Annotated in this window: 23 protein-coding genes; 17 read left to right on the plus strand and 6 right to left on the minus strand. The window is 57.1% G+C overall.

Annotated elements, in window-relative coordinates; genetic code table 11:
- Positions 1 to 117 precede the first annotated feature (117 nt).
- From brnQ to RY075_RS05320, 5 genes are all read left to right on the plus strand, one after another.
- On the plus strand, positions 118 to 1,437 hold the full coding sequence (gene brnQ, locus RY075_RS05300; protein WP_003859118.1) for a branched-chain amino acid transporter carrier protein BrnQ: 1,320 nt from the start codon (positions 118 to 120) through the stop codon (positions 1,435 to 1,437).
- An 81-nt stretch (positions 1,438 to 1,518) separates the two neighbouring features.
- Positions 1,519 to 2,892: a proline-specific permease ProY gene (gene proY, locus RY075_RS05305; RefSeq protein WP_003859117.1), complete on the plus strand. Its 1,374-nt coding sequence runs from the start codon at positions 1,519 to 1,521 to the stop codon at positions 2,890 to 2,892.
- Between the two features lie 162 nt (positions 2,893 to 3,054).
- Positions 3,055 to 4,872: a maltodextrin glucosidase gene (gene malZ / locus RY075_RS05310; protein ID WP_023315506.1), complete on the plus strand. Its 1,818-nt coding sequence runs from the start codon at positions 3,055 to 3,057 to the stop codon at positions 4,870 to 4,872.
- 91 nt (positions 4,873 to 4,963) lie between these two features.
- Positions 4,964 to 7,573 (plus strand): DUF2339 domain-containing protein, encoded by a 2,610-nt coding sequence (locus tag RY075_RS05315; protein ID WP_048241312.1) that lies wholly within the window; start codon positions 4,964 to 4,966, stop codon positions 7,571 to 7,573.
- On the plus strand, positions 7,570 to 8,949 hold the full coding sequence (locus tag RY075_RS05320) for a DUF3999 family protein (RefSeq protein ID WP_109948416.1): 1,380 nt from the start codon (positions 7,570 to 7,572) through the stop codon (positions 8,947 to 8,949). Before RY075_RS05315 ends, RY075_RS05320 begins: the two co-directional genes overlap by 4 nt.
- Positions 8,950 to 8,997: 48 nt before the next feature.
- Here the strand turns inward: RY075_RS05320 and RY075_RS05325 are convergent, their stop codons facing one another.
- Both RY075_RS05325 and acpH read right to left on the minus strand, forming a co-directional pair.
- Entirely contained in the window at positions 8,998 to 9,600 is a 603-nt protein-coding gene (locus RY075_RS05325) for a peroxiredoxin C (protein ID WP_003859113.1), read from the minus strand.
- Between the two features lie 127 nt (positions 9,601 to 9,727).
- The gene (gene acpH / locus RY075_RS05330) at positions 9,728 to 10,309 is read right to left on the minus strand and encodes an ACP phosphodiesterase (protein ID WP_109948418.1); all 582 of its coding nucleotides are present in this window, start codon (positions 10,307 to 10,309) and stop codon (positions 9,728 to 9,730) included.
- Between the two features lie 92 nt (positions 10,310 to 10,401).
- On the opposite strand from acpH, the gene queA reads away from it, so the two are divergent.
- The 7 genes from queA to RY075_RS05365 all read left to right on the plus strand — a co-directional run bounded on the left by queA (position 10,402) and on the right by RY075_RS05365 (position 17,060).
- On the plus strand, positions 10,402 to 11,472 hold the full coding sequence (gene queA, locus RY075_RS05335) for a tRNA preQ1(34) S-adenosylmethionine ribosyltransferase-isomerase QueA (RefSeq protein ID WP_109948420.1): 1,071 nt from the start codon (positions 10,402 to 10,404) through the stop codon (positions 11,470 to 11,472).
- A 53-nt stretch (positions 11,473 to 11,525) separates the two neighbouring features.
- Positions 11,526 to 12,653 carry a tRNA guanosine(34) transglycosylase Tgt gene (gene tgt / locus RY075_RS05340; protein ID WP_003859110.1) on the plus strand — a complete coding sequence of 376 codons (1,128 nt, stop codon included), beginning with the start codon at positions 11,526 to 11,528 and terminating at the stop codon, positions 12,651 to 12,653.
- A 22-nt stretch (positions 12,654 to 12,675) separates the two neighbouring features.
- Positions 12,676 to 13,008: a preprotein translocase subunit YajC gene (gene yajC / locus RY075_RS05345; protein ID WP_003859109.1), complete on the plus strand. Its 333-nt coding sequence runs from the start codon at positions 12,676 to 12,678 to the stop codon at positions 13,006 to 13,008.
- A gap of 27 nt (positions 13,009 to 13,035) precedes the next feature.
- Positions 13,036 to 14,883: a protein translocase subunit SecD gene (secD, locus tag RY075_RS05350; RefSeq protein ID WP_003859106.1), complete on the plus strand. Its 1,848-nt coding sequence runs from the start codon at positions 13,036 to 13,038 to the stop codon at positions 14,881 to 14,883.
- Between the two features lie 10 nt (positions 14,884 to 14,893).
- A complete protein-coding gene (secF, locus tag RY075_RS05355) occupies positions 14,894 to 15,865 on the plus strand; it encodes a protein translocase subunit SecF (RefSeq protein WP_003859105.1) in 972 nt (323 codons plus the stop codon).
- A 138-nt stretch (positions 15,866 to 16,003) separates the two neighbouring features.
- A complete protein-coding gene (locus tag RY075_RS05360; protein WP_022650456.1) occupies positions 16,004 to 16,369 on the plus strand; it encodes a VOC family protein in 366 nt (121 codons plus the stop codon).
- A gap of 10 nt (positions 16,370 to 16,379) precedes the next feature.
- A complete protein-coding gene (locus RY075_RS05365) occupies positions 16,380 to 17,060 on the plus strand; it encodes a YafY family protein (protein ID WP_022650457.1) in 681 nt (226 codons plus the stop codon).
- Positions 17,061 to 17,178: 118 nt separating this feature from the next.
- Here RY075_RS05365 and RY075_RS05370 read toward each other — a convergent pair whose 3' ends face one another.
- Positions 17,179 to 18,063 carry a nucleoside-specific channel-forming protein Tsx gene (locus tag RY075_RS05370; RefSeq protein WP_032610182.1) on the minus strand — a complete coding sequence of 295 codons (885 nt, stop codon included), beginning with the start codon at positions 18,061 to 18,063 and terminating at the stop codon, positions 17,179 to 17,181.
- A 268-nt stretch (positions 18,064 to 18,331) separates the two neighbouring features.
- Positions 18,332 to 18,871, minus strand: a complete 540-nt coding sequence (locus tag RY075_RS05375) for a DUF3251 domain-containing protein (protein ID WP_003859100.1) — start codon at positions 18,869 to 18,871, stop codon at positions 18,332 to 18,334.
- Positions 18,872 to 19,023: 152 nt separating this feature from the next.
- On the opposite strand from RY075_RS05375, the gene nrdR reads away from it, so the two are divergent.
- The 5 genes from nrdR to thiL all read left to right on the plus strand — a co-directional run bounded on the left by nrdR (position 19,024) and on the right by thiL (position 22,629).
- The gene (gene nrdR, locus RY075_RS05380) at positions 19,024 to 19,473 is read left to right on the plus strand and encodes a transcriptional regulator NrdR (protein WP_003859099.1); all 450 of its coding nucleotides are present in this window, start codon (positions 19,024 to 19,026) and stop codon (positions 19,471 to 19,473) included.
- Between the two features lie 4 nt (positions 19,474 to 19,477).
- The gene (gene ribD / locus RY075_RS05385) at positions 19,478 to 20,581 is read left to right on the plus strand and encodes a bifunctional diaminohydroxyphosphoribosylaminopyrimidine deaminase/5-amino-6-(5-phosphoribosylamino)uracil reductase RibD (RefSeq protein ID WP_022650459.1); all 1,104 of its coding nucleotides are present in this window, start codon (positions 19,478 to 19,480) and stop codon (positions 20,579 to 20,581) included.
- A gap of 87 nt (positions 20,582 to 20,668) precedes the next feature.
- Positions 20,669 to 21,139 (plus strand): 6,7-dimethyl-8-ribityllumazine synthase, encoded by a 471-nt coding sequence (gene ribE / locus RY075_RS05390; protein ID WP_003859098.1) that lies wholly within the window; start codon positions 20,669 to 20,671, stop codon positions 21,137 to 21,139.
- 21 nt (positions 21,140 to 21,160) lie between these two features.
- Complete coding sequence (gene nusB / locus RY075_RS05395; RefSeq protein ID WP_006809908.1) at positions 21,161 to 21,580, plus strand: transcription antitermination factor NusB; 420 nt, start codon at positions 21,161 to 21,163, stop codon at positions 21,578 to 21,580.
- 77 nt (positions 21,581 to 21,657) lie between these two features.
- Positions 21,658 to 22,629 (plus strand): thiamine-phosphate kinase, encoded by a 972-nt coding sequence (gene thiL / locus RY075_RS05400; RefSeq protein WP_022650460.1) that lies wholly within the window; start codon positions 21,658 to 21,660, stop codon positions 22,627 to 22,629.
- A gap of 69 nt (positions 22,630 to 22,698) precedes the next feature.
- Here the strand turns inward: thiL and RY075_RS05405 are convergent, their stop codons facing one another.
- Together RY075_RS05405 and dxs are read right to left on the minus strand one after the other, a co-directional pair.
- A complete protein-coding gene (locus RY075_RS05405; RefSeq protein ID WP_017383171.1) occupies positions 22,699 to 23,673 on the minus strand; it encodes an aldo/keto reductase in 975 nt (324 codons plus the stop codon).
- 62 nt (positions 23,674 to 23,735) lie between these two features.
- A complete protein-coding gene (dxs, locus tag RY075_RS05410) occupies positions 23,736 to 25,598 on the minus strand; it encodes a 1-deoxy-D-xylulose-5-phosphate synthase (protein WP_015571294.1) in 1,863 nt (620 codons plus the stop codon).
- Positions 25,599 to 25,608 lie beyond the last annotated feature (10 nt).

Here is a 25,608-nt window from a genome sequence, read left to right on the forward strand (position 1 = left end):
ACGCCAGGACGGGAGCATATCCCGCTGAAATTGAGCAAATTTTCCGCTGTATCGTCCCATCAGGGATGGCGAAAATCTCAACGTATTCAACACCACATCCACAGGCAGTAAGGTTTTATGACCCATCACTTGAAATCGCGTGACATTATCGCGCTGGGCTTTATGACATTTGCGCTGTTCGTTGGCGCAGGTAATATCATTTTTCCTCCAATGGTTGGCTTACAGGCGGGTGAACACGTCTGGACGGCTGCGTTTGGCTTCCTGCTTACTGCCGTGGGCCTGCCGGTACTGACCGTTATCGCGCTGGCGAAAGTCGGTGGCGGTGTGGACAGCCTCAGCACCCCGATTGGCAAAGTGGCTGGCGTTCTGCTGGCAACCGTCTGCTATCTGGCCGTTGGCCCGCTGTTCGCGACCCCGCGCACGGCGACCGTCTCCTTTGAAGTGGGTATCGCCCCGCTGACCGGTGACGGCGCGATGCCACTGTTTATTTACAGCCTCATTTACTTCGCCATCGTGATTCTGGTTTCTCTCTATCCGGGCAAACTGCTGGATACCGTGGGTAACTTCCTGGCACCACTGAAAATTGTGGCGCTGATTGTGCTGGCGGTTGCGGCCATTGTCTGGCCTGCGGGGCCCATCAGCTCCGCGATGGACGCCTACCAGAACGCGGCGTTCTCAAACGGTTTCGTGAACGGCTATCTGACGATGGATACGCTTGGCGCGATGGTGTTTGGTATCGTTATCGTTAACGCCGCGCGTTCCCGTGGGGTGACCGAAGCGCGCCTGCTGACTCGTTACACTATCTGGGCTGGCCTGATGGCCGGTGTCGGCCTGACGCTGCTGTATCTGGCGCTGTTCCGTCTGGGTTCAGATAGCGCAACGCTGGTCGATCAGAGCGCAAACGGCGCGGCGATCCTGCATGCTTACGTGCAGCACACCTTTGGTGGTGCAGGCAGTATGCTGCTGGCGGCGCTGATTTTCCTGGCCTGTCTGGTGACGGCGGTGGGTCTGACCTGCGCCTGCGCGGAGTTCTTCGCTCAGTATCTGCCGCTCTCTTACCGCACGCTGGTGTTTATCCTCGGCATCTTCTCCATGGCGGTTTCAAACCTCGGTCTGAGCCACCTGATCCAGGTGTCAATTCCGGTGCTGACGGCTATCTATCCGCCATGTATCGTGCTGGTGGTGCTGAGCTTCACCCGCCCGTGGTGGCATAACTCGACGCGAATTATTGCGCCGGCCATGTTTATCAGCCTGATTTTTGGTATCCTTGACGGGATCAAAGCATCAGCATTTGCAGAAATCCTGCCAGCCTGGACACAGCGTCTGCCGCTGTCCGAGCAGGGCCTGGCCTGGCTGATGCCTTCCGTTGTAGCGCTGGTTCTTGCGATTATCTGGGACCGTGCGGCCGGGCGTCAGGTGACATCCAACGCCCATTAATCAACGGCAACAAATTGTTTAACCACGGGGCTTAAGGCCCCGTGGTTTTTTGTTTTTTTCGTGTTGAATGGCAAGATTTTAATGGAAAGCACTAACAAACTTAAACGTGGATTGAGCACCCGCCACATCCGCTTTATGGCGCTGGGCTCGGCTATCGGCACCGGTCTTTTTTATGGCTCGGCAGATGCCATCAAAATGGCCGGTCCAAGCGTTCTGCTGGCCTACATCATCGGCGGTGCCGCGGCCTATATCATCATGCGTGCGCTGGGGGAGATGTCAGTTCACAACCCGTCTGCCAGCTCGTTTTCACGCTATGCACAAGAGAACTTAGGCCCGCTGGCCGGGTTTATCACCGGCTGGACTTATTGCTTTGAAATCCTGATTGTCGCCATTGCCGATGTGACGGCGTTTGGCATCTATATGGGGGTCTGGTTCCCTGCCGTGCCGCACTGGATCTGGGTGCTGAGCGTGGTGCTGATTATCTGCGCCGTTAACCTGATGAGCGTGAAGGTGTTTGGCGAGCTGGAGTTCTGGTTCTCCTTCTTCAAGGTCGCGACCATTATCATCATGATCCTCGCCGGTTTCGGCATCATCATCTGGGGTATCGGCAACGGTGGGCAGCCAACCGGCATCCATAACCTGTGGAGCAACGGCGGCTTCTTTAGCAACGGCTGGCTCGGGATGGTCATGTCGCTCCAGATGGTCATGTTCGCCTATGGCGGAATCGAGATTATCGGCATCACCGCCGGGGAAGCGAAAGATCCGGAGAAGTCTATTCCGCGCGCCATCAACTCGGTGCCGATGCGTATCCTGGTGTTCTACGTGGGCACGCTGTTTGTGATTATGTCCATCTACCCGTGGAACCAGGTGGGCACCAACGGCAGCCCGTTTGTCCTGACTTTCCAGCATATGGGCATTGCGTTTGCCGCCAGCATTCTCAACTTTGTGGTGCTGACCGCCTCGCTGTCGGCCATCAACAGTGACGTGTTCGGCGTGGGCCGTATGCTGCACGGCATGGCGGAGCAGGGCAGTGCGCCGAAGGTGTTTGCCAAAACGTCGCGTCGCGGCACCCCGTGGGTAACGGTGCTGGTCATGACCGTGGCGCTGCTGTTCTCGGTCTACCTGAACTACATCATGCCGGAGAACGTCTTCCTGGTGATTGCGTCACTGGCGACCTTCGCCACCGTGTGGGTATGGATCATGATCCTGCTGTCGCAGATTGCGTTCCGTCGCCGCCTGTCGCCAGAAGAGGCCAAAGCGCTGAAGTTTAAAGTGCCGGGCGGCGTGCCAACGACCATTGTCGGTCTGATCTTCCTGGTCTTCATCATTGGCCTGATTGGTTATCACCCGGATACCCGTATTTCCCTGTACGTGGGCTTCGCGTGGATCGTCCTGCTGCTGGTGGGCTGGATGTTTAAATGTCGCCGCGATCGTCAGCTGGCGGAAGCACAGTAACATTCTTTTCCCCTCTCCCTGTGGGAGAGGGTTAGGGTGAGGGCATCAGGCTGCACTGATGCCTCCTCCCCCGTCCTCCTCCCCCAATAAATCCCATCATGGTGAGCTATCCTTAATCACCCTGTGGCAAGGTGACGTCAATTTCATCAAAGGGGATTCGTGATGTTAAACGCCTGGCACCTTCCGGTTGCCCCATTTGTTAAGCAAAACAAAGACAACCTTGTGATTACGCTCTGGCTGGCAGGGGACAATCAGCCTGAACGTGTGACCCTGCGCGCCGAAGTGGATAACGAAGAAACGTCGCTGAAAATGCACAAAGTGCGCAGCCAGCCGCAGCCGGGCGTCACGGCGTGGCGGGCAAATATCGATTTGCGCAGCGGGCAACCGCGTCGCCGCTACGGCTTCAAGCTGCTGTGGAACAACCGCCAGCTGTGGTTTACCCCGCAGGGTTTCAGCCGTTTCCCTCCGGCCAGGCTGGAGCAGTTTGCCGTGGATCACCCGGATAACGGCCCGCAGTGGGTTAACGATCAGGTCTTTTACCAGATTTTCCCGGACCGCTTTGCGCGCAGTGAAAAGCGCACCGTCGATCAGGACAAGGTTTATTACCATCATGCGGTCGGTCACGACATCATTCTGAAAAAATGGGACGAGCCGCTGACCGCCCAGGCGGGGGGATCGACCTTTTACGGCGGCGATCTCGACGGTATCAGCGAAAAACTGCCGTACCTGAAAAAGCTCGGCGTGACGGCGCTGTACCTGAACCCGGTGTTTAAAGCGCCAAGCGTGCACAAATACGATACGCAGGACTACCGCCACGTTGACGAGCAGTTTGGCGGTGACGAAGCGCTGCTGCGGCTGCGGCACAACACGCAAAAAGAGGGTATGCGCCTGATCCTTGATGGCGTGTTCAATCACAGCGGTGATTCTCATGCGTGGTTTGACCGTCACAATCAGTCGATGGGCGGCGCATGCCATAATCCGGACTCACCGCAGCGTGACTGGTACAGTTTTGACGAGAATGGCCGCGCCCTGGACTGGCTGGGCTACCCGAGCCTGCCGAAGCTCGATTTCCAGTCGCCATCGCTGGTGAATGAGATCTACGGCGGCGACGACAGCATCGTGCGCCACTGGCTGAAAGCGCCGTGGAACATGGACGGCTGGCGGCTGGACGTGGTGCATATGCTGGGTGAAGCAGGCGGGGCGCGGAATAACCTTCAGCATGTCGCCGCCATTACCCGGTCGGCAAAAGCGGCCCGGTCGGAAGCATTCGTCTTCGGGGAGCACTTTGGCGACGCGCGTCAGTGGTTGCAGGCTGATGCAGAAGACGCGGCGATGAACTATCGCGGCTTCACCTTCCCGCTGTGGGGTTTCCTCGCTAACACCGATATCTCTTACGATCCGCAGCATATTGACGCCGAAACCTGCATGGCGTGGATGGAAAACTATCGCGCTGGTCTGTCGCATCAGCAGCAGCTGCGGATGTTTAACCAGCTCGACAGCCACGATACCGCACGCTTTAAATCGTTGCTGGGTAAGGATGTGGCGCGTCTGCCGCTGGCGGTGACCTGGCTCTTTACCTGGCCGGGCGTACCCTGCATCTACTATGGCGATGAAGTCGGGCTGGACGGCAACAACGATCCGTTCTGCCGTAAAACCTTCCCGTGGGAGCCTGAAAAGCAGGATCAGGATCTGTTCAGCCTCTACCAGCGCATGGCGACGCTGCGCAAGCAGAGCCAGGCCCTGCGATACGGGGGCTGTCAGGTGATGTACGCCCACGATAACGTGGTGGTGTTTGTCCGCGTCTATAACCAGCAGCGCGTGCTGGTGGCGATCAACCGGGGCGAGGCGTGTGAAGTCGTGCTGGAAGATTCACCGCTGCTGGCTGGTAAAATGTGGAAGAGCAAAGAGGGTAAAGCGACGTTCCAGGGGAGCGTGCTCACGCTGCCAGCGATCTCCGCTGCGGTCTGGTTCGGCAGCTAAGCGCAGGCAGAATGGTTTTCACCTTTTAAGATGGCGCAAATGCAACGATTTGTGTCAATCTTAACGGATCGTTTACGGTGAAGGTGGAAACATGGACGAGCTTTACATCCTTGGCTGTTTGTTCCTGGTTTTTGCGCTGGTCGTGGCACCCGTGCTCGCGGTGATAGGCTTTAACCGAAGCACGGCGGCGCGGCAGGAGATCGCCCGGCTTCGCCAGCGCATTGAGGCGCTCGAGCAGCGTAGTGTGGCTGAGAAAGCACCGGAGCAGGTGCAGACCGCCGCGCCGGTGAAGACGCCAGCGCCGGTGTCAGAGGCCGTTAACGCACCTGTCGATCCCTGGCGTCCCGAACCGCCCGTCACTGAAGCAGAGCCTGTGCCTGTACCGGCGGCAAAACGTCCTTCCGCCTTTGGCGGCATCCTGTCCTCGCTGACGCGCTGGTTTATGCAGGGCAATCCGCTGGCAAAACTGGGGATTGTACTGCTCTTCCTCGGCCTCTCTTTCCTGCTGCGCTATACCGTTGAACATTCACTGTTTCCGCTTGAGCTGCGTCTTGCCGCCACGGCGCTGTTTGCCATGGTTCTGCTGGCCGTTGGATGGCGGCTGCGGCACAGGCAGCGGATCTACGCGCTGATCCTCCAGGGCGGAGCGACCGGCGTGCTTTATCTGACCGTCTTTGGCGCATTCCGGCTGTGGCAGATGCTGCCGATGACGCTGGCGTTTACGCTGCTGGTGGTGATTTGCGCGGCGAGCGTCGGGCTGGCCGTGTTGCAAAAGGCGCTGAGCCTTGCCATGCTGGCGAGCCTCGGCGGATATCTTGCGCCGCTGCTCCTGTCTACCGGGGGCGGTAGCTTTGTGGCGCTATTCTCCTTCTATCTCCTGCTGTCCATCGGCATTCTCGTCATCAGCATCTGGCAGCACTGGCGCGAGCTCAACCTGCTCGGGCTGCTCTTCACGTTTGGCGTTGGCGGGGTGTGGGGACTGAGCGACTACCAGCCGGAAGACTATGTTATTTGTCAGCTGTTCCTGATTGCCAATACGCTTATTTTTGGCGTGTTTAGCGTGGCGCTGTCGCTGCGGGCGCAGGAAAAAGGCAAACAGATTATTGACGGCGTACTGCTGTTTGCTCCGCCGCTGATTGGTTTTGGGATGCAGTATGGCATGACGTCTCACTGGACGTACGGCCCGGCGCTAAGCGCGCTGGGCTATGGTGCGTTTTACCTCTCGCTGGCGTTTCTCGCGCTGCGGCGTTACCCCTCCATCGGACGACCGCTGGTTATGGCGGCGCTGGCGATCGGCGGCGGGTTTGCCACGCTTGCCATTCCGCTGGCGCTTTCAGCGCGCTGGACGGCGATGGCCTGGGCGCTGGAAGGGCTGGGTATTCTTTGGTTGGGCGTGCAACAGCAGCAGCGGCGCATGAGCTATAGCGGGACGGCGTTGCTGGTGCTGGCGCTCGGCAGCGCGATATGGGCGCAAATGGACGGCGTCACTTCGCTGAGCCTCCTGCTTATTTTCGCAGTGCTCAGTCTTTGCTGGCTGGCTGCGGCCTGGCTGTGGCAGAAAATCGCGCTGCCGGGCAGCTGGGCATTGCTGGCCGGTGGGTTGCTGTTCTGGTTAGTGGCGTTGCTGGGCGCGTCGCAGTTGTTCCTGAAGCAGGAGTTATCGCTTCTGGCAGGCGTGCTGGCGCTGACGGCGGCGTCGGCCTGGGGATGGCGGCAGGCTGCCGCTCGTCTGGCATGGTGGGAGCTGGATGCCAGCAAATGGCTGCTGTGGCCGGTGATGCTGCTGATGGTGCTGTATCAGGTCTCGCACCAGCAGATTCTGGCGGCCGGCTGGGCAAATCTGGCCTGGGCTATCGCGCTGCCTGCCGCCCTGATGCTGCTGCGGCGCGACGAAGATAAACTTCTGCCGCGCATCTCAATGGGGCTGCATCTGTCGCTGTTGTGGATGATTTTACTCGCCCTTGCCGCCGAGCTTTACTGGTTTGCCCGCTCCCTGCCATGGGGCATGGCGGCCTGGGGAAGCGGCATTGCGATGGCTGTCGGCGGTGGGGTGATTATGGCGCTCTCCGCGGCCGTACGGCGTCGCGGATGGCCTTTCCGGGTATGGCCTGCGCTCTACGCCTGCCTTGCCGCGATCCCTGTGGTTGTGGCGCTGGTGGTATTGCTGGTCGTGACCAATTTCCAGGACGGTGTGGTCTATCGACAGACCTGGCTGCCGCTGGTGAACCCGCTTGAGGAAGGGGCGGCGTTCGCGCTGCTGGGGCTGGTAGTATTTTATCGGGCAGTGGATCGCTACTATCCGGCATCGCTTGCGCAGTCCCGACCTTGGCCCGCCGTTGTGCTGATGGCGCTTGGCTTCTGGTGGCTCAACGGCGCGTTGCTGCGTGCGCTGGCGTGGTACGGCGAGGTGGCCTGGAACATGGAATCGCTGTGGCATTCGCGGCTTATTCAGACCACCTTTGCCCTGTTCTGGATGTTCTGCGCGCTGGTGGTGATGATCCGCGCCACCCGTCAGGCCTCCCGTCAGCAGTGGCTTGGCGGTGCGGCGCTGCTGGGGGTGGTGATGCTCAAACTGATGCTGGTGGACAGCGCGGGCGGTGGCGGCCTGGCGCGCGCCGTCGCGTTTATTGGCGTGGCGATCCTGGTCCTGATTGTGGGCTATTTCTCGCCGCTACCGCCTAAAGCAGGAGAAGAAAAATGAAATGGATGAATGCGGTTGTTTGTGCAGCACTGCTGGCCATGGCCGGTCCGGCATTCAGCGAGGGCGCGCCAGCGGAATCCCCGCGGGATTATGCCTACGGCCTGTCCCTTGATACCTCTGCATCTTCGCCGTGGTATCGGGTCATGCTGCCGCTGGCGATTTATCAGCAGAGCACATCGCCCGATCTGCGCGACGTGCGCGTGTTTAATCAGTCGGGCGAGCCTGTACCGTTCAGCCTGGTTACTACGACGCGTCCGCAGCCGGCACCGACCACCACGGCGCTGCGCGTTTTTGCGCTTAACGCCTCGCCGGGCGGGGAAGAGGACAGCGGCGATAAAATTATGCTACGGGCCAGAAACGGCGTGGAAATTGTGCTGGAAGGGCAACACGCTGCGGCTGCCGGACAGCATTATCTGCTGACCCTGCCGGAAAACGCGACGGAGGTTCCGCTCTCTCAGCTCCAGCTTTTCTGGGACACGCCGCAGGGCTCGTGGCAGGGGACGGCATCGGTCTATTACAGCGAGGATCTGAAAAACTGGTATACCTTGCGCGAAGAGATGCCCCTGCTGGACGTGATGAGTGGACGGGAGCGCCTGAAGCTCGACCGCATCGATACCGATCTGGTGTTATCACCTGAGGCGAATCGCTATCTGCTGCTGGTGCTGAACACGGGTCGTTCTGCCCTGACGTTAACCGGCGTCAACGCGATTAACGCGCCTGCGCAGCCGGAATCAGAGCACATTAGCCTGGCGGGAGAGGGGGAGCGGTTATCCGAAAGTGAAGCCGTGTGGCGCTGGAAACATCCGCAGCCTCTGAGTGCGATCGCCTTCATGCTGAATGACGACGGCGTTCTCCCGGCAGAAATAGCCTGGTGGGGGGCGGACAAGGATCGATGGCATACGCTGAAAAAAGAGGTGATCTACCAGCTCGGCGGCAAAACGGCTGAACCTGTTCCGCTCCCTGGCGGGCTGGTCGAGGCGGTAAAAATCAAGACCCTCAATGCGCGTTTGCCTGAGAACCTGCCGGGCGTGATAGGGCAGCGCGTGCGCTACGATCTGGTGTTTAACGCGCAGGGGAAGGGGCCGTACCTGCTCGCGTGGGGGAACGGGGCTGCGAAACCGGCGAGCGTGGAGACGGATATGCTGATCCCGACCGAACTGCGTAAAACCTACGATCTGGCAGCCTTGCCGATGGCGGATACGCTGGAACCTGTCCCGCTGGGGGGCGAGGCGCGTTTAACCGCGACGTCTGCGGCTGAGCAGGAAAGCAGAATGAAAACGCTGATGGTCTGGGGCGTACTGATTGCGGGGGTGATGGTGCTTGCGGGTATGGCATGGCGCATCTGGCGCGAGGTAAAAAAAGACGGCGCAGCATAAGCCATAAAAAAACCCGCGTATTCGCGGGTTTTTCGTAAACCGTGCCGATTACAGGCTGGATACGTTCTCAGACAGGTATTTAGCTACGCCGTCTGGGGAAGCCGCCATACCTTCTTTACCTTTTTCCCACTGCGCCGGGCACACTTCACCGTGCTCTTCGTGGAACTGGAGCGCGTCAACCATGCGCAGCATTTCGTCGATGTTACGACCCAGCGGCAGATCGTTCACAACCTGGTGACGAACGATGCCGTTTGCATCGATCAGGAAAGAACCACGCAGTGCAACGCCAGCGTCCGGATGTTCGATACCGTAAGCCTGCTGGATTTCGCGTTTGATGTCCGCAACCATCGCGTATTTCACCGCACCGATGCCGCCGTTTTCGACAGGGGTGTTACGCCATGCGTTGTGTACAAATTCAGAGTCGAAGGAGACGCCAACCACTTCCACGCCACGCTTCTGGAATTCTTCGTAACGTTTGTCGAACGCGATCAGTTCAGACGGGCAAACGAAAGTGAAGTCCATAGGCCAGAAGAACAGAACGGTCGCTTTACCGTTGGTATGCTGTTTAAAGTTGAAGTTTTCAACGATTTCACCATTGCCCAGAACGGCGGCAGCTGTAAAATCCGGAGCCGGACGAGTTACCAGAACCATATGATTCTCCTGTAGATACTAAGGTTATTTGGAACGCAACGCGGGCCAGTATAGAGGCAGTACGGGAATAAGACAAAGAGGTGGTAACAATCGTTCCACCAGCTTTTACCTATCAATCGAACCGGCATCACAGTTCTTTATTTTTCGCCTGCGTCATCATACGCGGGTAGAACTGCCAGAAGCGGATTTCCAGCGCATCATAATGTTCATCCAGGTCATGCCATGAGTCGCGCAGCGCGTCCAGACGCGGTCGACGGCTCGCCATGCCGTTCAGGACGTTCTGAATGAAATCCATCTCGCGGTATCGCTCCAGCCAGCGTTCAGACCAGAGATAGTTATTCAGATTCACAAAGCGCGGCGGGGAGTCCGGCAAAATGATCGACACCTGCGCGTGGGCGTAGCGCACAAACTCAGGCAGCGACATATCAGGCGACAGCTGCGGCCAGTGGCGCGACAGGAAATGATCCCACATGACGTCGAGCGTGATCGGCGCCACCCGTCGCGTTTCGGGGCGGAACCAGGTTTTGGCTTCCGTCACTTCCGGCAGGTTATCGGTCAGCACGTCGATGCGGCGGTGCATAAAAATCCCGTCGACAACCTCAGGGGAATACGCTTCCGCCGGGTTGCCGCGTACAAAATCGGCCAGCAAATTGCCGGAGAGGGAGCTGTCCGCGAGGTGAGCGAGATGCAGGTGAGCGAGAAAATTCATGCGTTTTCGTTGTCCGGTGGCGGCTAGTTGTTGCAGCAAAAGGGTGTGAGCACTAGACTATGCCGCCTGTTTTTAAGTCACGAGTATACGTCATGCGCGTCGCCGATTTCTCCTTTGAACTACCTGAATCCCTGATTGCTCACTACCCCATGCCTGAGCGTAGCAGCTGTCGCTTGCTGTCACTGGACGGGCCAACGGGCGCGCTGACGCACGGTACTTTCACCGATCTGCTCGACAAGCTCAACCCTGGCGATCTGCTGGTCTTTAATAATACCCGCGTGATCCCGGCGCGTCTGTTTGGCCGTAAAGCCAGCGGCGGCAAGATTGAGGTGCTGGTCGAACGTATGCTCGATGATAAACGTATTCTGGCACATATTCGCGCCTCCAAAGCGCCGAAGCCGGGCGCGGAGCTGCTGCTGGGGGATGACGAGAGCATCAAAGCGACCATGACCGCGCGTCACGATGCGCTGTTCGAGGTGGAGTTCAACGACGAGCGCACGGTGCTTGATATCCTCAACACCATCGGCCACATGCCGCTGCCGCCGTACATTGAGCGCCCGGACGAAGAGGCCGACCGCGAGCTGTATCAGACCGTCTACAGCCAGAAGCCTGGCGCGGTTGCGGCGCCAACCGCGGGCCTGCACTTTGATGAACCGCTGCTGGAAAAATTGCGCGCGAAAGGCGTTGAGATGGCCTTCGTGACGCTGCACGTCGGCGCGGGGACCTTCCAGCCGGTACGCGTGGACAGCATCGAAGACCACATCATGCACTCTGAGTACGCCGAAGTGCCGCAGGAGGTGGTGGATGCGGTGCTGGCGGCGAAAGCGCGCGGAAGCCGCGTCGTGGCCGTCGGTACAACGTCGGTACGTTCCCTTGAGAGCGCTGCGCAGGCCGCGAAAAGCGAGCTGATTGAACCGTTCTTTGGCGATACGCAGATTTTTATCTACCCAGGCTATCAGTACAAAGTCATTGATGCGCTGGTGACCAACTTCCATCTGCCTGAATCGACGCTGATTATGCTGGTTTCCGCGTTTGCGGGGTATCAGCATACGATGAACGCCTACAAGTCTGCGGTAGAACAAAAATATCGCTTTTTTAGCTACGGTGACGCGATGTTTATCACGTACAATCCGCAGGCTTTGAATGAGCGTGTCGGGGAATAAGTCCGCGGCACTGTGTTACAACGTTGGACTGTTTTTCTGACGTCGGAGAAAAAATGAAATTTGAACTCGATACCACCGATGGTCGCGCGCGTCGCGGTCGTCTGGTGTTTGATCGCGGCGTGGTAGAAACCCCCGCGTTTATGCCTGTGGGCACGTACGGCACCGTAAAAGGAATGACGCCGGAAGAAGTTGAAGCCACTGGCGCACAGATTATCCTCGGCAACACCTTCCACCTGTGGCTGCGTCCAGGCCAGGAGATCATGAAGCTCCACGGCGATCTGCACGACTTCATGCAGTGGAAAGGCCCCATCCTCACCGACTCCGGCGGTTTCCAGGTCTTCAGCCTGGGCGATATCCGTAAGATCACTGAGCAGGGCGTACACTTCCGTAACCCGATCAACGGCGATCCAATCTTCCTCGATCCAGAAAAATCCATGGAGATTCAGTACGATCTCGGCTCCGATATCGTAATGATCTTCGACGAATGTACGCCATACCCAGCGGACTGGGACTACGCCAAGCGTTCTATGGAGATGTCCCTGCGTTGGGCGAAGCGTAGCCGCGACCGTTTTGACTCCCTGCAAAACAAAAATGCGCTGTTCGGCATTATCCAGGGTAGCGTTTACGAAGATTTACGCGATATCTCGGTTAAAGGTCTGGTAGAGATAGGCTTTGATGGCTACGCTGTCGGCGGTTTGGCTGTGGGTGAGCCGAAGGAAGATATGCACCGCATTCTGGAGCATGTCTGCCCGCAAATCCCGGCGGATAAACCACGATACCTGATGGGTGTGGGTAAACCAGAAGATCTGGTGGAAGGCGTACGTCGCGGCATTGATATGTTCGACTGCGTTATGCCAACCCGAAACGCGCGTAACGGTCATCTGTTCGTTACCGATGGCGTGGTGAAAATCCGTAACGCGAAGCATAAGAGTGACACCAGCCCGCTCGATTCCGAGTGCGATTGCTATACCTGTCGCAATTATTCTCGCGCGTACCTGCATCATCTCGATCGTTGCAACGAGATTTTGGGGGCGCGTCTCAATACCATTCATAATCTTCGTTATTATCAGCGCTTAATGGCTGGTTTACGTAAGGCTATCGAAGAGGGTAAATTAGAGAGCTTCGTGACCGATTTCTACCAACGTCAGGGGCGGGATGTTCCACCGTTGAACGTTGATTAATTTTAATAATGAGGGAATTTGAATGAGCTTTTTTATTTCTGATGCGGTAGCAGCAACGGGTGCACCAGCGCAGGGCAGCCCGATGTCTCTGATTCTGATGCTGGTTGTGTTCGGTCTGATCTTCTACTTCATGATCCTGCGTCCACAGCAGAAGCGTACTAAAGAGCACAAAAACCTGATGAACTCCATCGCGAAGGGCGATGAAGTCCTGACCAATGGTGGCCTGGTGGGTCGCGTAACCAAAGTAGCGGAAAACGGCTACATTGCTATCGCCCTCAACGACACCACTGAAGTGGTTATCAAACGTGACTTCGTAGCTGCCGTTCTGCCGAAAGGCACCATGAAGGCGCTGTAATCCCAACTTTTCCCAAAGGGAACTGCCGTGTTAAACCGTTATCCTTTGTGGAAGTACATCATGCTGGTCGTCGTGATTATCGTCGGCCTGCTGTACGCGCTTCCCAACCTGTATGGTGAGGATCCGGCCGTTCAAATCACTGGCGCGCGCGGTGTCGCCGCCAGTGAGCAAACGCTGATCCAGGTCCAGAAAACGTTACAAGAAGAAAAAATTACCGCTAAGTCTGTGGCACTGGAAGAGGGCGCAATTCTTGCTCGCTTCGACACCACCGACACGCAGCTCCGCGCACGTGAAGCGCTGATGGGCGTGCTGGGTGATAAATATGTCGTGGCGCTTAACCTTGCTCCTGCAACCCCACGCTGGCTGGCTGCGCTGAACGCAGAGCCAATGAAACTGGGTCTTGACCTGCGTGGCGGCGTTCACTTCCTGATGGAAGTGGATATGGATACCGCGCTCGGCAAGCTACAGGAACAGAACATCGACAGCCTGCGCAGCGATCTGCGCGATAAGGGCATTCCGTACACCACCGTACGTAAAGAAGATAACTACGGCATGAGCATCACGTTCCGCGACAGCGCGGCACGCGATCAGGCTGTGACCTATCTGTCTCAGCGTCACCGCGATCTGGTGATCACCTCTCAGGGCAGCAATCAGCTGCGTGCGGTAATGACCGACGCGCGTCTGAGTGAAGCACGTGAATACGCCGTTCAGCAGAACATTAACATTCTGCGTAACCGTGTAAACCAGCTGGGCGTGGCTGAGCCACTGGTACAGCGTCAGGGTGCTGACCGTATCGTGGTCGAACTGCCGGGTATCCAGGATACCGCCCGTGCGAAAGAGATTCTGGGCGCGACGGCGACCCTGGAGTTCCGTCTGGTTAACTCCAACGTTGACCAGGCTGCTGCGGCTTCAGGCCGTGTGCCGGGCGATTCCGAAGTGAAGCAGACCCGCGAAGGCCAGCCGGTTGTGCTGTACAAACGCGTGATCCTGACCGGTGACCATATCACCGACTCCACTTCAAGCCAGGATGAGTACAACCAGCCGCAGGTTAACATCTCGCTGGATAGCGCAGGTGGCAACATTATGTCTAACTTCACCAAGGACAACATCGGCAAGCCGATGGCGACCCTGTTCGTGGAGTACAAAGACAGCGGTAAGAAAGACGCCAATGGCCGTGCCGTGCTGGTGAAAGAGGAAGAGGTGATTAACATCGCCAACATCCAGTCTCGTCTGGGTAACAGCTTCCGTATTACCGGTATCAGCAACCCGAACGAAGCGCGTCAGCTCTCTCTGCTGCTGCGTGCCGGTGCGCTGATTGCGCCAATTCAGATTGTTGAAGAACGTACCATCGGTCCAACCCTGGGTATGCAGAACATCAAACAGGGTCTGGAAGCGTGTCTGGCCGGTCTGGCGGTGTCCATCATCTTCATGATCTTCTTCTATAAGAAGTTCGGCCTGATTGCGACCTCCGCGCTGATTGCCAACCTGGTGCTGATCATCGGTATCATGTCCCTGCTGCCAGGGGCGACGCTAACCATGCCAGGTATCGCGGGTATCGTTCTAACCCTTGCGGTGGCGGTCGACGCCAACGTACTGATAAACGAACGTATCAAAGAAGAGCTGAGCAACGGTCGTTCTGTACAGCAGGCGATTGAAGAAGGCTACAAAGGGGCGTTCAGCTCCATCTTCGATGCGAACGTAACAACACTGATTAAGGTTCTTATCCTGTATGCAGTGGGTACTGGCGCGATCAAAGGCTTTGCGATTACTACCGGTATCGGTGTCGCAACGTCGATGTTTACCGCTATTGTCGGCACCCGTGCCATCGTGAACCTGCTGTACGGCGGCAAGCGCGTCAAAAAGCTGTCTATCTGAGGAGTGCGTTGTGGCACAGGAATATACTGTTGAACAATTGAACCACGGCCGTAAAGTCTGGGACTTTATGCGCTGGGACTACTGGGCCTTCGGCATTTCAGGTTTTCTGCTGATCTTGTCCATCGTCATTATGGGCGTGAAAGGCTTTAACTGGGGCCTGGATTTCACCGGTGGTACGGTGATCGAAATTACCCTGGAAAAACCGGTCGATATGGACCAGATGCGTGAGTCTCTGCAAAAAGCGGGCTTTGAAGAGCCGCTGCTACAGAACTTCGGCAGCAGCCGCGACATCATGGTGCGTATGCCGCCGGTACACGATGCCAACGGCAGCCAGGAGTTGGGCAGCAAGGTCGTTCAGGTTATTAACGAAACGACCAGCCAGGACGCAACGGTTAAGCGTATTGAGTTTGTCGGCCCGAGCGTTGGTGCTGACCTGGCGCAGACCGGTGCGATGGCGCTGCTTGTGGCGCTGATCTCGATCCTGATTTACGTCGGTTTCCGCTTTGAGTGGCGACTGGCGGCAGGCGTGGTTATCGCCCTGGCGCACGACGTGGTGATCACCATGGGCATACTGTCCCTCTTCCACATTGAGATTGACCTGACGATTGTGGCATCCCTGATGTCCGTTATCGGTTACTCACTGAACGACAGTATCGTGGTATCTGACCGTATTCGTGAAAACTTCCGTAAGATCCGTCGCGGCACGCCGTACGAAATCTTTAACGTGTCGTTGACCCAGACGCTGCACCGTACGTTGATCACCTCCGGCACCACCCTGATGGTGATCCTGATGCTGTTCCTGTTCGGTGGCCCGGTGCTGGAAGGCTTCTCGCTGACCATGCTGATCGGTGTGTCTATCGGTACGGCCTCGTCTATCTACGTCGCGTCCGCGCTGGCGCTGAAGCTGGGCATGAAGCGCGAGCATCTGATCCAGCAGAAAGTCGAGAAAGAAGGGGCGGATCAGCCGTCCATTCTGCCGTAAGCGTCTTATGTAGTATCGAAATCCCGGCCTGCTGGCCGGGATTTTTTTTGTCTGCATCTCACAAACACTCCTGACAGTATGCTGTCAGGAGCCCTGTCGTAGACTCCTTCTGAACTCTAACAACAGGCAGGAGGACGTATGAAAAGTGTCATTAACTGGTTTGAAATTCCGGTCGCCGATATGGATCGCGCCACCAAATTTTATGAGTCGGTGATGCAGGTCGCGCTGCGGCGCGAGAAGATGGACGTGGCTGAGCTGGCGGTTTTCCCGCACGAGGATCCGGCCACCGGCGGCGCGCTGGCGAAATTTGACAGTGTTACACCCTCTTCGCAGGGCGCTATTATTTACCTGCATACTGACAATCTGGCGGCCACGCTCGATCGCATTGCTTCTGCGGGCGGTGAGTGCGTGTTTGGCCCGCTGGAACTGCCGCAAGGCATTGGCACTATAGCCCTGTTTACCGACAGCGAAGGTAATCGCGTCGGCCTCCATCAACCGGTATGAGAGTAAACCGATGACCCGACGCGCTGACCGTTTGTTCCAGATTGTGCAGATCCTGCGGGGCAGGCGTCTGACAACGGCAGCGCATCTGGCGGAAAGGCTTGGCGTGTCCGAGCGCACGGTGTACCGCGATATCCGCGACCTGTCGCTTTCCGGCGTGCCGGTGGAAGGCGAGGCGGGAAGCGGATATCGGCTAATGTCGGGTTTTGATTTACCCCCGTTGATGCTGACCAACAAGGAGTCCGAGGCGCTGATGGTGGCGATCCGTCTGCTCAAAACCTGGGGCGGGGAATCGCTGTCGCGCGAGCTGGAGTCGGCCCAGGAAAAAGTGCTGGCGATCCTGCCAGAAGAGAGCCGCCGCAAAGCTGAACAGACGCGAATTTACGCGCCGGATATTGCCCTTCAGCCACACTCCCGTAGTGGTTTCGACGTGATCCACCAGGCAATTTCTGCCCTGCGTGTGCTGGCGCTGCACTATCGCGATGAAGCCGGGCAGTTAACCTGGCGTGAGGTTCAGCCGCTGGGGCTGTTCTTCTGGGGTGAGCACTGGCTGCTGGCCGCGTGGTGTGAACGGCGCGATGACTATCGCTGCTTCCGTCTCGACCGGTGTTTGCATATTACGCTGACGGAAAGACACTTTAGCGAAAGCGCGGACAGGTCGCTGGCGGATTTTTTGCGCAAGGTGAAGCAGTAAAAAGCCGGGTGGCGAGGTAAAAGCAAAACGGCAACGATGTTGCCGTTTTTTGTGTTTGCGCCCTCTCCCGTGGGAGAGGGAAGGGGTGAGGGCACCAGCCCGCACAATCCCGCACTGATTAGAAGTTGTAACCCACGACCAGGTAACCGCCCCAACCGGTAGAACGAACGCTGAAGTCGCCGTTGCCGAAGTTCAGGCTGGCGTCGTCGTTCCACTGACCACCGTTGTGCCAGTAACGCGCAACAACAGAGTAGTGCCAGTGATCGTAGTTCAGCGCCAGGATGTGGCTGGACGCGATGGAGTCGTTAGTGCGCGCTTTTCTGCCGTTCAGGTCGCGGAAATCGTTATCGCCCAGGTCTGAACCCCAGTCAAAGTTGGTGAAGCCGATATAGCTCAGGTTGCCGCCCCACAGTTGGGTAATTGGCACAAAGTATTTCACTTTGAAACGGTAGCCATCCCACTCGTTCTCGTTCGCAGCGCCGTAGTTCTGCCACTGGTATTTTGCGTAGACGTTCATGGACAGGCTCATCGGCAGGCCAGTCTCAATGTCTGTACCCAGACCCATATACCAGGTGCTCTGGCGACCGGACTTGTTGCGGCCCATGTCGTAGATGTAGTTGTTTGCGAAATACCACTCTTTGAACGGACCAAACGCCAGGCTGGTACCAGTCAGTTTATCAATGGAGAAGCGTGGTTCGATCTCCATGAACAGTGGGGAACCGTGGTTCCAGATACCTTTCGCGTCGGTGTTACCGCCGAAGAATACCGGTGCGTCCATGTAGCCATAGAAATCAAACCAGTCTTTTTTTGCGAATGCTTCGTACTCGAGGTAAGTATCGTTACGGATCTGCGGTCCGAAACGGGTATGGTAGCTGCCTACCACGTTAACGCTCTGGTGCCACCAGTCGGAGAGGTATTGTGGTTTGTCGTTTTCCGCTGCGTTAACAGTGAAAGAGGAGGACAGTGCCAGAACTGCACCGGCTGCGAGTAATGTTTTTTTCATAATCATGCCACTGATTGAAATTCCCTTCCGGGAGTGAAAAATGCGCGAATTGCGTTTCTAAATATTTCGTGTTTCTGCGGAGCCTATTATAGGAATCCTTGCTCACAAAAATATGTGTTGTTTCACATATCTCTCACATACGTAATCGATTGCGTTCACGTTTGCGTACTTTAGACGGGCGCGATTGTAGCGGCAATCATTTATGTTGCCAATCCATACGAAATGTAAATGTTAGCGGAGTGACATTTCACTCCGCTAAAAGGGCGGGTTATTGCGCGGCGGGTTGAATGTCGTGAATACGGATAAAGCCCAGCTGTTCTGGCGTCAGTCCGCTCAGCTGGAGCGGAATGTCAACATCGCTCGGCGCCAGCGTGCTGGCGGGGGCGGTGAAGAGCTGATTCTTCACGTTCACCTCCTGATAGCTCTCCGTGGTGCCCTGAATCTGGCCCCACTCTACGGTGCCGCTGAACGCGGGCAGCGGATCGTTGGACTCACCCTGAATGCGTAATGTTGCGCGAGTACCATCGGCATTCGCTGCAACATTCACCAGAGACATCTTTAGCGTGCCAATCTGGCTGTTCAGACGCGCGGGCGTGTTTGCACCTGGCAATAAATAAACGCCATTGCTGGATTTGGCATTTAGCGCGTTCTGCTGGGTGATCTTCACGGTTTCTTTATTAAGTTTGTCCATCGCCACGTTAAGCGTATTCACGCTTTGTTTCATCTCGCGGACTTCGCTTTGCTGTGCGCAGGCGCTGAGCGTGAACAGGCTCCCCACCAGCACTATTTTCAGGTAACGTCTTGTCATTGCGTTTAATTCCTTGAAATCACAGATTGCTGCAATGGTAGACAGGATAGTGCCGTCAGGCATAGATCCTTTGTCTCAAAAAGCTCTTCCTTTGTTGTCGGGCCAGTTCAGGGTAAAATAGAAATCAGTTAACCAGATAACAGGGACATCGTATGCATTGCCCATTTTGCTCCGCTGTGGATACCAAAGTCATCGACTCACGTCTTGTAGGCGAAGGGTCTTCCGTGCGTCGTCGTCGGCAGTGTCTGGTGTGCAACGAGCGTTTTACCACCTTCGAGGTGGCAGAGCTGGTAATGCCGCGCGTGGTAAAAAGTAACGATGTGCGCGAACCGTTCAATGAAGAAAAACTGCGTAGCGGGATGCTCAAGGCGCTGGAAAAACGGCCCGTCAGCTCCGATGACGTCGAAATGGCGTTAAACCACATTAAATCTTATCTGCGGGGGTTAGGTGAGCGCGAAGTGCCGAGCAAAATGATCGGCAATCTGGTGATGGAACAGCTGAAAAAGCTCGATAAAGTCGCCTATATCCGCTTTGCCTCCGTTTACCGCAGCTTCGAAGACATCAAAGAGTTTGGCGAAGAGATCGCCCGCTTACAGGATTAAGACCATGCACGACGAGATGTACATGGCGCGAGCCATGAAGCTGGCGCAGCGCGGTCGGTTTACCACTCACCCTAACCCCAATGTCGGGTGCGTCATTGTTAAAGATGGTGAGATCGTGGGGGAAGGTTTTCACTATCGCGCAGGCGAGCCGCATGCTGAAGTGCATGCCTTGCGCATGGCGGGGGAGAAAGCGCGTGGCGCGACGGCCTATGTGACGCTGGAGCCATGCAGCCACCATGGGCGTACGCCGCCGTGCTGTGAAGCGCTGATTGCGGCGGGCGTCTCGCGCGTTGTCGCCGCCATGCAGGATCCTAACCCGCAGGTAGCGGGCCGCGGACTGTATCGTCTGCAACAGGAAGGCATCGACGTCAGCCACGGCCTGATGATGCAGGATGCGGAAGCCCTGAATAAAGGCTTCCTGAAGCGTATGCGCACCGGCTTCCCGTTTATCCAGCTTAAGCTTGGCGCGTCACTGGATGGCCGCACGGCGATGGCGAACGGCGAGAGCCAGTGGATCACCTCGCCACAGGCAAGGCGCGATGTGCAACGTCTGCGCGCGCAAAGCCATGCTATTCTCACCAGCAGTGAAACGGTACTGGCTGACGATCCGGCCATGACCGTACGCTGGGAAGAGCTGAATGCAGATACGCAGGCGCTCTATCCGCAGGAGAACCTGCGTCAGCCGCTGCGCATTATTATTGATAGCCAGAACCGCGTGACGCCGGAGCACCGCATCGTGCAGCAGCCGGGGGAAACCTGGATTGCACGCACCAAAGAAGATACGCGCGAATGGCCGCAAGGCGTGCGCAGCATTACGGTGCCGGAACATAACGGGCATCTGGATCTCGTGGTGCTGATGATGTTGCTCGGCAAACAGCAGGTCAACAGCATCTGGGTTGAAGCCGGTCCGACGCTCGCCGGCGCACTGCTTCAGGCGGGGCTGGTGGATGAGCTTCTCGTCTACGTTGCGCCTAAACTGTTAGGTAACGACGCGCGCGGCCTGTTTGTGCTGCCCGGCCTTGAAAAACTGGCCGATGCGCCGCAACTCTCATTCAGTGAGATTCGTCCGGTAGGCCCGGATGTCTGCCTCCATTTAACGACAGCGTAATTGCTCCTGAAATAGGGAAGCAGTACGCAAAGTATTATGATAAAATCCGCCCCCCTGCGGGGCCAAATGAACCCGTAAAGGAAGAGTATGAACATTATTGAAGCTGCTGTAGCTACCCCGGACGCTCGCGTCGCCATCACCATTGCGCGTTTCAACAACTTCATCAATGATAGCCTGCTGGAAGGTGCGGTTGACGCCCTGAAACGTATCGGCCAGGTTAAAGATGACAACATTACCGTCGTTTGGGTACCAGGTGCTTACGAACTGCCACTGGCAGCGGGCGCGCTGGCGAAAACCGGTAAATACGACGCGGTGATTGCGCTGGGTACTGTTATTCGTGGCGGCACTGCGCACTTCGAATACGTTGCGGGCGGTGCAAGCAATGGTCTGGCGCACGTTGCGCAGGATGCTGAAATTCCTGTCGCGTTCGGCGTGCTGACCACCGAAAGTATTGAACAAGCCATCGAACGTGCTGGCACCAAAGCCGGTAACAAAGGTGCAGAAGCTGCACTGACCGCGCTTGAAATGATCAATGTATTGAAAGCCATCAAGGCCTGATTTTTTTGTAAGGGGAATTCCGTGAAACCTGCTGCTCGTCGCCGCGCCCGTGAATGTGCCGTCCAGGCACTTTACTCCTGGCAGTTGTCCCAGAACGACATCGCTGATGTTGAATACCAGTTCCTGTCAGAACAGGACGTGAAAGACGTTGACGTTCTGTACTTCCGTGAACTGCTGTCGGGAGTGGCGACTAATAGCGCGTATCTCGATGGTCTGATGAAGCCATACCTGTCCCGTCTGCTCGAAGAGCTGGGCCAGGTCGAAAAAGCAGTGTTGCGTATCGCGCTGTTTGAGCTGTCTAAACGTGATGATGTGCCGTACAAAGTGGCCATCAACGAAGCGATCGAACTGGCGAAAACCTTCGGCGCTGAAGACAGCCACAAGTTTGTTAACGGCGTGCTGGATAAAGCCGCACCTGCGATCCGTCCCCACAAAAAGTGATCCGCAAACCGGAGTTCTGCATTGCCTGACGGGCAGTGCGGCTCCGGTTTTTTCTTTTATTTGCTGAGGCATAACGTATGGCATGCGGCGAATTCTCCCTGATTGCCCGTTATTTCGACCGTGTCAGAACCTCTCGTCTTGATGTTGAAACCGGCATTGGCGATGACTGCGCACTTCTCAATATTCCCGAAAAACAGACGCTGGCAATCAGCACCGACACCTTAGTGTGTGGGCGACATTTCCTGCCCGACATCGATCCTGCCGATCTGGCGTATAAAGCGCTGGCGGTGAACGTCAGCGATCTGGCGGCAATGGGCGCCGACCCGGCCTGGCTGACGCTGGCTCTGACCTTGCCAGAGGTGGATGAAGCCTGGCTTGAAGCCTTCAGCGATTCCCTGTTTGAGCAGCTGAATTATTACGATATGCAGCTGATTGGCGGTGATACCACTGCCGGTCCGCTGTCGATGACCCTGGCAATCCACGGCTATGTGCCTGCCGGGCGCGCGCTGAAACGTTCGGGCGCAAAACCGGGCGACTGGATCTACGTGACCGGTACGCCGGGGGATAGCGCGGCAGGGCTGGCAATCCTTCAGAACCGTTTAACGGTTGAAGATGCAGACGATGCGGCGTACCTGGTGAAGCGCCATCTGCGGCCCACGCCGCGTATTTTGCACGGCCAGGCGCTGCGCGAGCGGGCCAGTTCGGCTATCGATTTGTCTGACGGGCTGATCTCCGATCTCGGCCATATCCTGAAAGCCAGCGGCGTGGGCGCGCGGATCGATCTGGATCTGTTCCCTCTGTCAGAGCCGTTGCGTCGCCATGCCGAGCCTGAGCAGGCGCTGCGCTGGGCGTTATCCGGTGGAGAAGATTATGAGCTGTGCTTCACAGTGCCTGAGCTCAATCGCGGAACACTGGATGTGGCGTTAGCGCATCTGGGGGCGAAATTTACCTGCATCGGGCAGGTGATGCCGGAAAGTGAAGGGCTGCTGTTTGTCCGCGACGGCGCCCCGGTTACGCTTGACTGGAAAGGGTACGATCACTTCGCGTAATTTTGTGCGCTCTGTATTGCCGGGTGGCGCTGCGCTTACCCGGCCTACGGATTTTGTTCCCTGAATTGTTTATTTAAACCCTACCACCGGATGTTGCTGATACGGCGTCTCCAGCTCGGCAATCTGCTCCGGCGTCAACGATAAGTCCACCGCACTCAACAACTCATCCAGCTGTTCTTCCCGCGATGTGCCCACAATCGGCGCGGCGACACCGCGCTTGCTCAGCAGCCACGCCAGTGCCACCTGCGCGCGCGTTGCACCGATATCGTCGGCGATCCCGGCTAAGCGTTCGGCAATTAACGCATCGCTGGCTTCTGTATCGTCATACAGGTTTTTACCCACTTCGTCTGATACCAGCCGGGCGGTGGTTTCGCCCCACGGACGGGTTAACCTTCCGCGCGCCAGCGGGCTCCACGGGATCACCGCCACGCCTTCCTGGTAGCAGAGCGGCAGCATCTCGCGCTCTTCTTCCCGGTAAATCAGGTTGTAGTGATCCTGCATGGTGACAAAGCGCGCCCAGCCGTGCTGTGCCTGGAGATCGAGCGCCTGGGCAAACTGTGAGGCATGCATGGACGATGCGCCGATGTAGCGCGCTTTACCGGCTTTCACGACGTCGTTCAACGCTTCAAGCGTCTCTTCGATCGGGGTGTTGTAATCCCAGCGGTGGATTTGCAGCAGGTCGACGTAATCCATGTTCAGGCGTCTGAGGCTGTCATCAATAGAACGCAGGATCTGCGCGCGAGAAAGGCCTTCCGCCAGGTCGCCTGACGGGTAGTACACCTTAGTGGCAACCACAACGTCATCACGACGGGCAAAATCTCGCAGGGCGCGGCCAACAATCTCTTCGCTGCTGCCGTCGGAGTAGCTGTTGGCGGTATCGAAGAAGTTGATGCCGCCGTCAATGGCGCGCTTGATGATGGGGCGGCTGCTCTCTTCCGGCAGCGTCCAGGCATGATTTCCCCGGTCAGGCTCGCCAAACGTCATGCATCCCAGGCAAAGCCGGGACACCTTAAGGTCCGTTTTTCCTAATGTCGTGTATTGCATGGTTCCGCTCCTGCTGTTTAAACAATACGTTTAAGCATAGCAGGAGCAGAAAAGGGGAGGGATCAGGCCAGCCAGGTGCGGATTTTGGCTTCGATACCGGCGGCGTCCAGACCAATGTCGGCGCGCGCCTCATCCTGGGTGCCTTGCGGGATGAAGTGGTCCGGCAGGCCGAGATTAAGCACCGGAACGGCTTTACGGTTCGCCATCAGCACTTCGTTCACGCCGCTACCCGCGCCACCCATGATGGCGTTCTCTTCCAGCGTGACCAGCACGTCATGGCTTTCCGCCATGCTCAGAATCAGAGATTCATCGAGCGGCTTCACGAAGCGCATATCGACCAGCGTCGCATTCAGGTTTTCAGCGACTTTTGCCGCTTCCGGCATCAGCGTACCAAAGTTCAGGATCGCCACTTTTTCACCGCGACGTTTCACCAGACCTTTACCGATGTCCAGTTTTTCCAGCGGCTGTAATTCAACGCCAAGGGCATTACCGCGTGGATAGCGTACCGCGCAGGGACCGTCCTGATAGTGGTAACCGGTATACAGCATCTGACGACACTCATTTTCGTCGCTTGGCGTCATGATCACCATGTCCGGGATGCAGCGCAGGAAGGAGAGATCAAACGCGCCCTGGTGCGTCTGGCCGTCAGCCCCCACAATGCCCGCGCGATCGATAGCAAACAGCACCGGCAGCTTCTGAATGGCAACGTCATGGATAACCTGATCGTAGGCGCGTTGCAGGAAGGTAGAGTAGATCGCTACCACCGGCTTGTAGCCGCCAATCGCCAGGCCCGCAGCAAAGGTTACCGCGTGTTGCTCGGCAATGGCGACGTCGAAATACTGGTCCGGGTATTTTTTGGAAAATTCCACCATGCCGGAGCCTTCACGCATGGCAGGCGTCACCGCCATCAGCATGTTGTCTTTTGCCGCCGTTTCGCACAGCCAGTCGCCGAAGATTTTTGAGTAGCTCGGCATCCCGCCGCTGCTTTTCGGCAGGCAGCCGCTGGTATGGTCGAACTTAGGCACCGCGTGGAAGGTGATCGGATCTTTCTCCGCCGGTTCGTAACCACGCCCTTTTTTGGTCATGATATGCAGGAACTGAGGGCCTTTCAGGTCGCGCATGTTTTTAAGCGTCGTCACCAGACCCAGCACATCGTGGCCGTCCACCGGGCCGATATAGTTAAAGCCCAGCTCTTCGAACAGCGTACCCGGTACGACCATGCCTTTGATGTGTTCTTCGGTACGCTTAAGCAGCTCTTTGATCGGCGGTACGCCGGAGAAGACTTTTTTACCGCCTTCACGCAGTGAGGAGTAAAGCTTGCCGGACAGCAGCTGCGCCAGATGGTTATTCAGCGCGCCGACGTTCTCGGAGATCGACATTTCGTTATCGTTGAGGATCACCAGCATGTCCGGTTTGATATCGCCCGCGTGGTTCATGGCCTCAAAGGCCATCCCGGCGGTGATCGCCCCGTCGCCAATCACGCAGACAGTGCGACGTTGTTTATTCTCTTTTTCGGCGGCAACGGCAATACCAATGCCCGCAGAAATGGAGGTGGAAGAGTGGCCGACGCTTAACACGTCATATTCACTCTCGCCGCGCCACGGGAACGGGTGCAGGCCCCCTTTCTGGCGAATGGTGCCAATTTTATCGCGACGACCGGTCAGAATTTTGTGCGGATAGGCCTGGTGGCCGACATCCCAGATCAGCTGATCGAACGGCGTGTTATAGACGTAATGCAACGCCACGGTCAGCTCAACCGTGCCAAGTCCGGAGGCGAAGTGGCCGCTGGAGCGGCTAACGCTGTCGAGCAGGTAGCGACGCAGCTCGTCACACAGCTTCGGCAGACTCTCTTTCGGCAACAGACGTAACTCCTGAGTGGAGTCAACTAACGCCAGTGTCGGGTATTTGGCAATATCAAAACTCATCAAAGGCTCA

The organism is Enterobacter sp. JJBC, from assembly GCF_036936505.1.
GTDB lineage: Bacteria > Pseudomonadota > Gammaproteobacteria > Enterobacterales > Enterobacteriaceae > Enterobacter > Enterobacter hormaechei_C.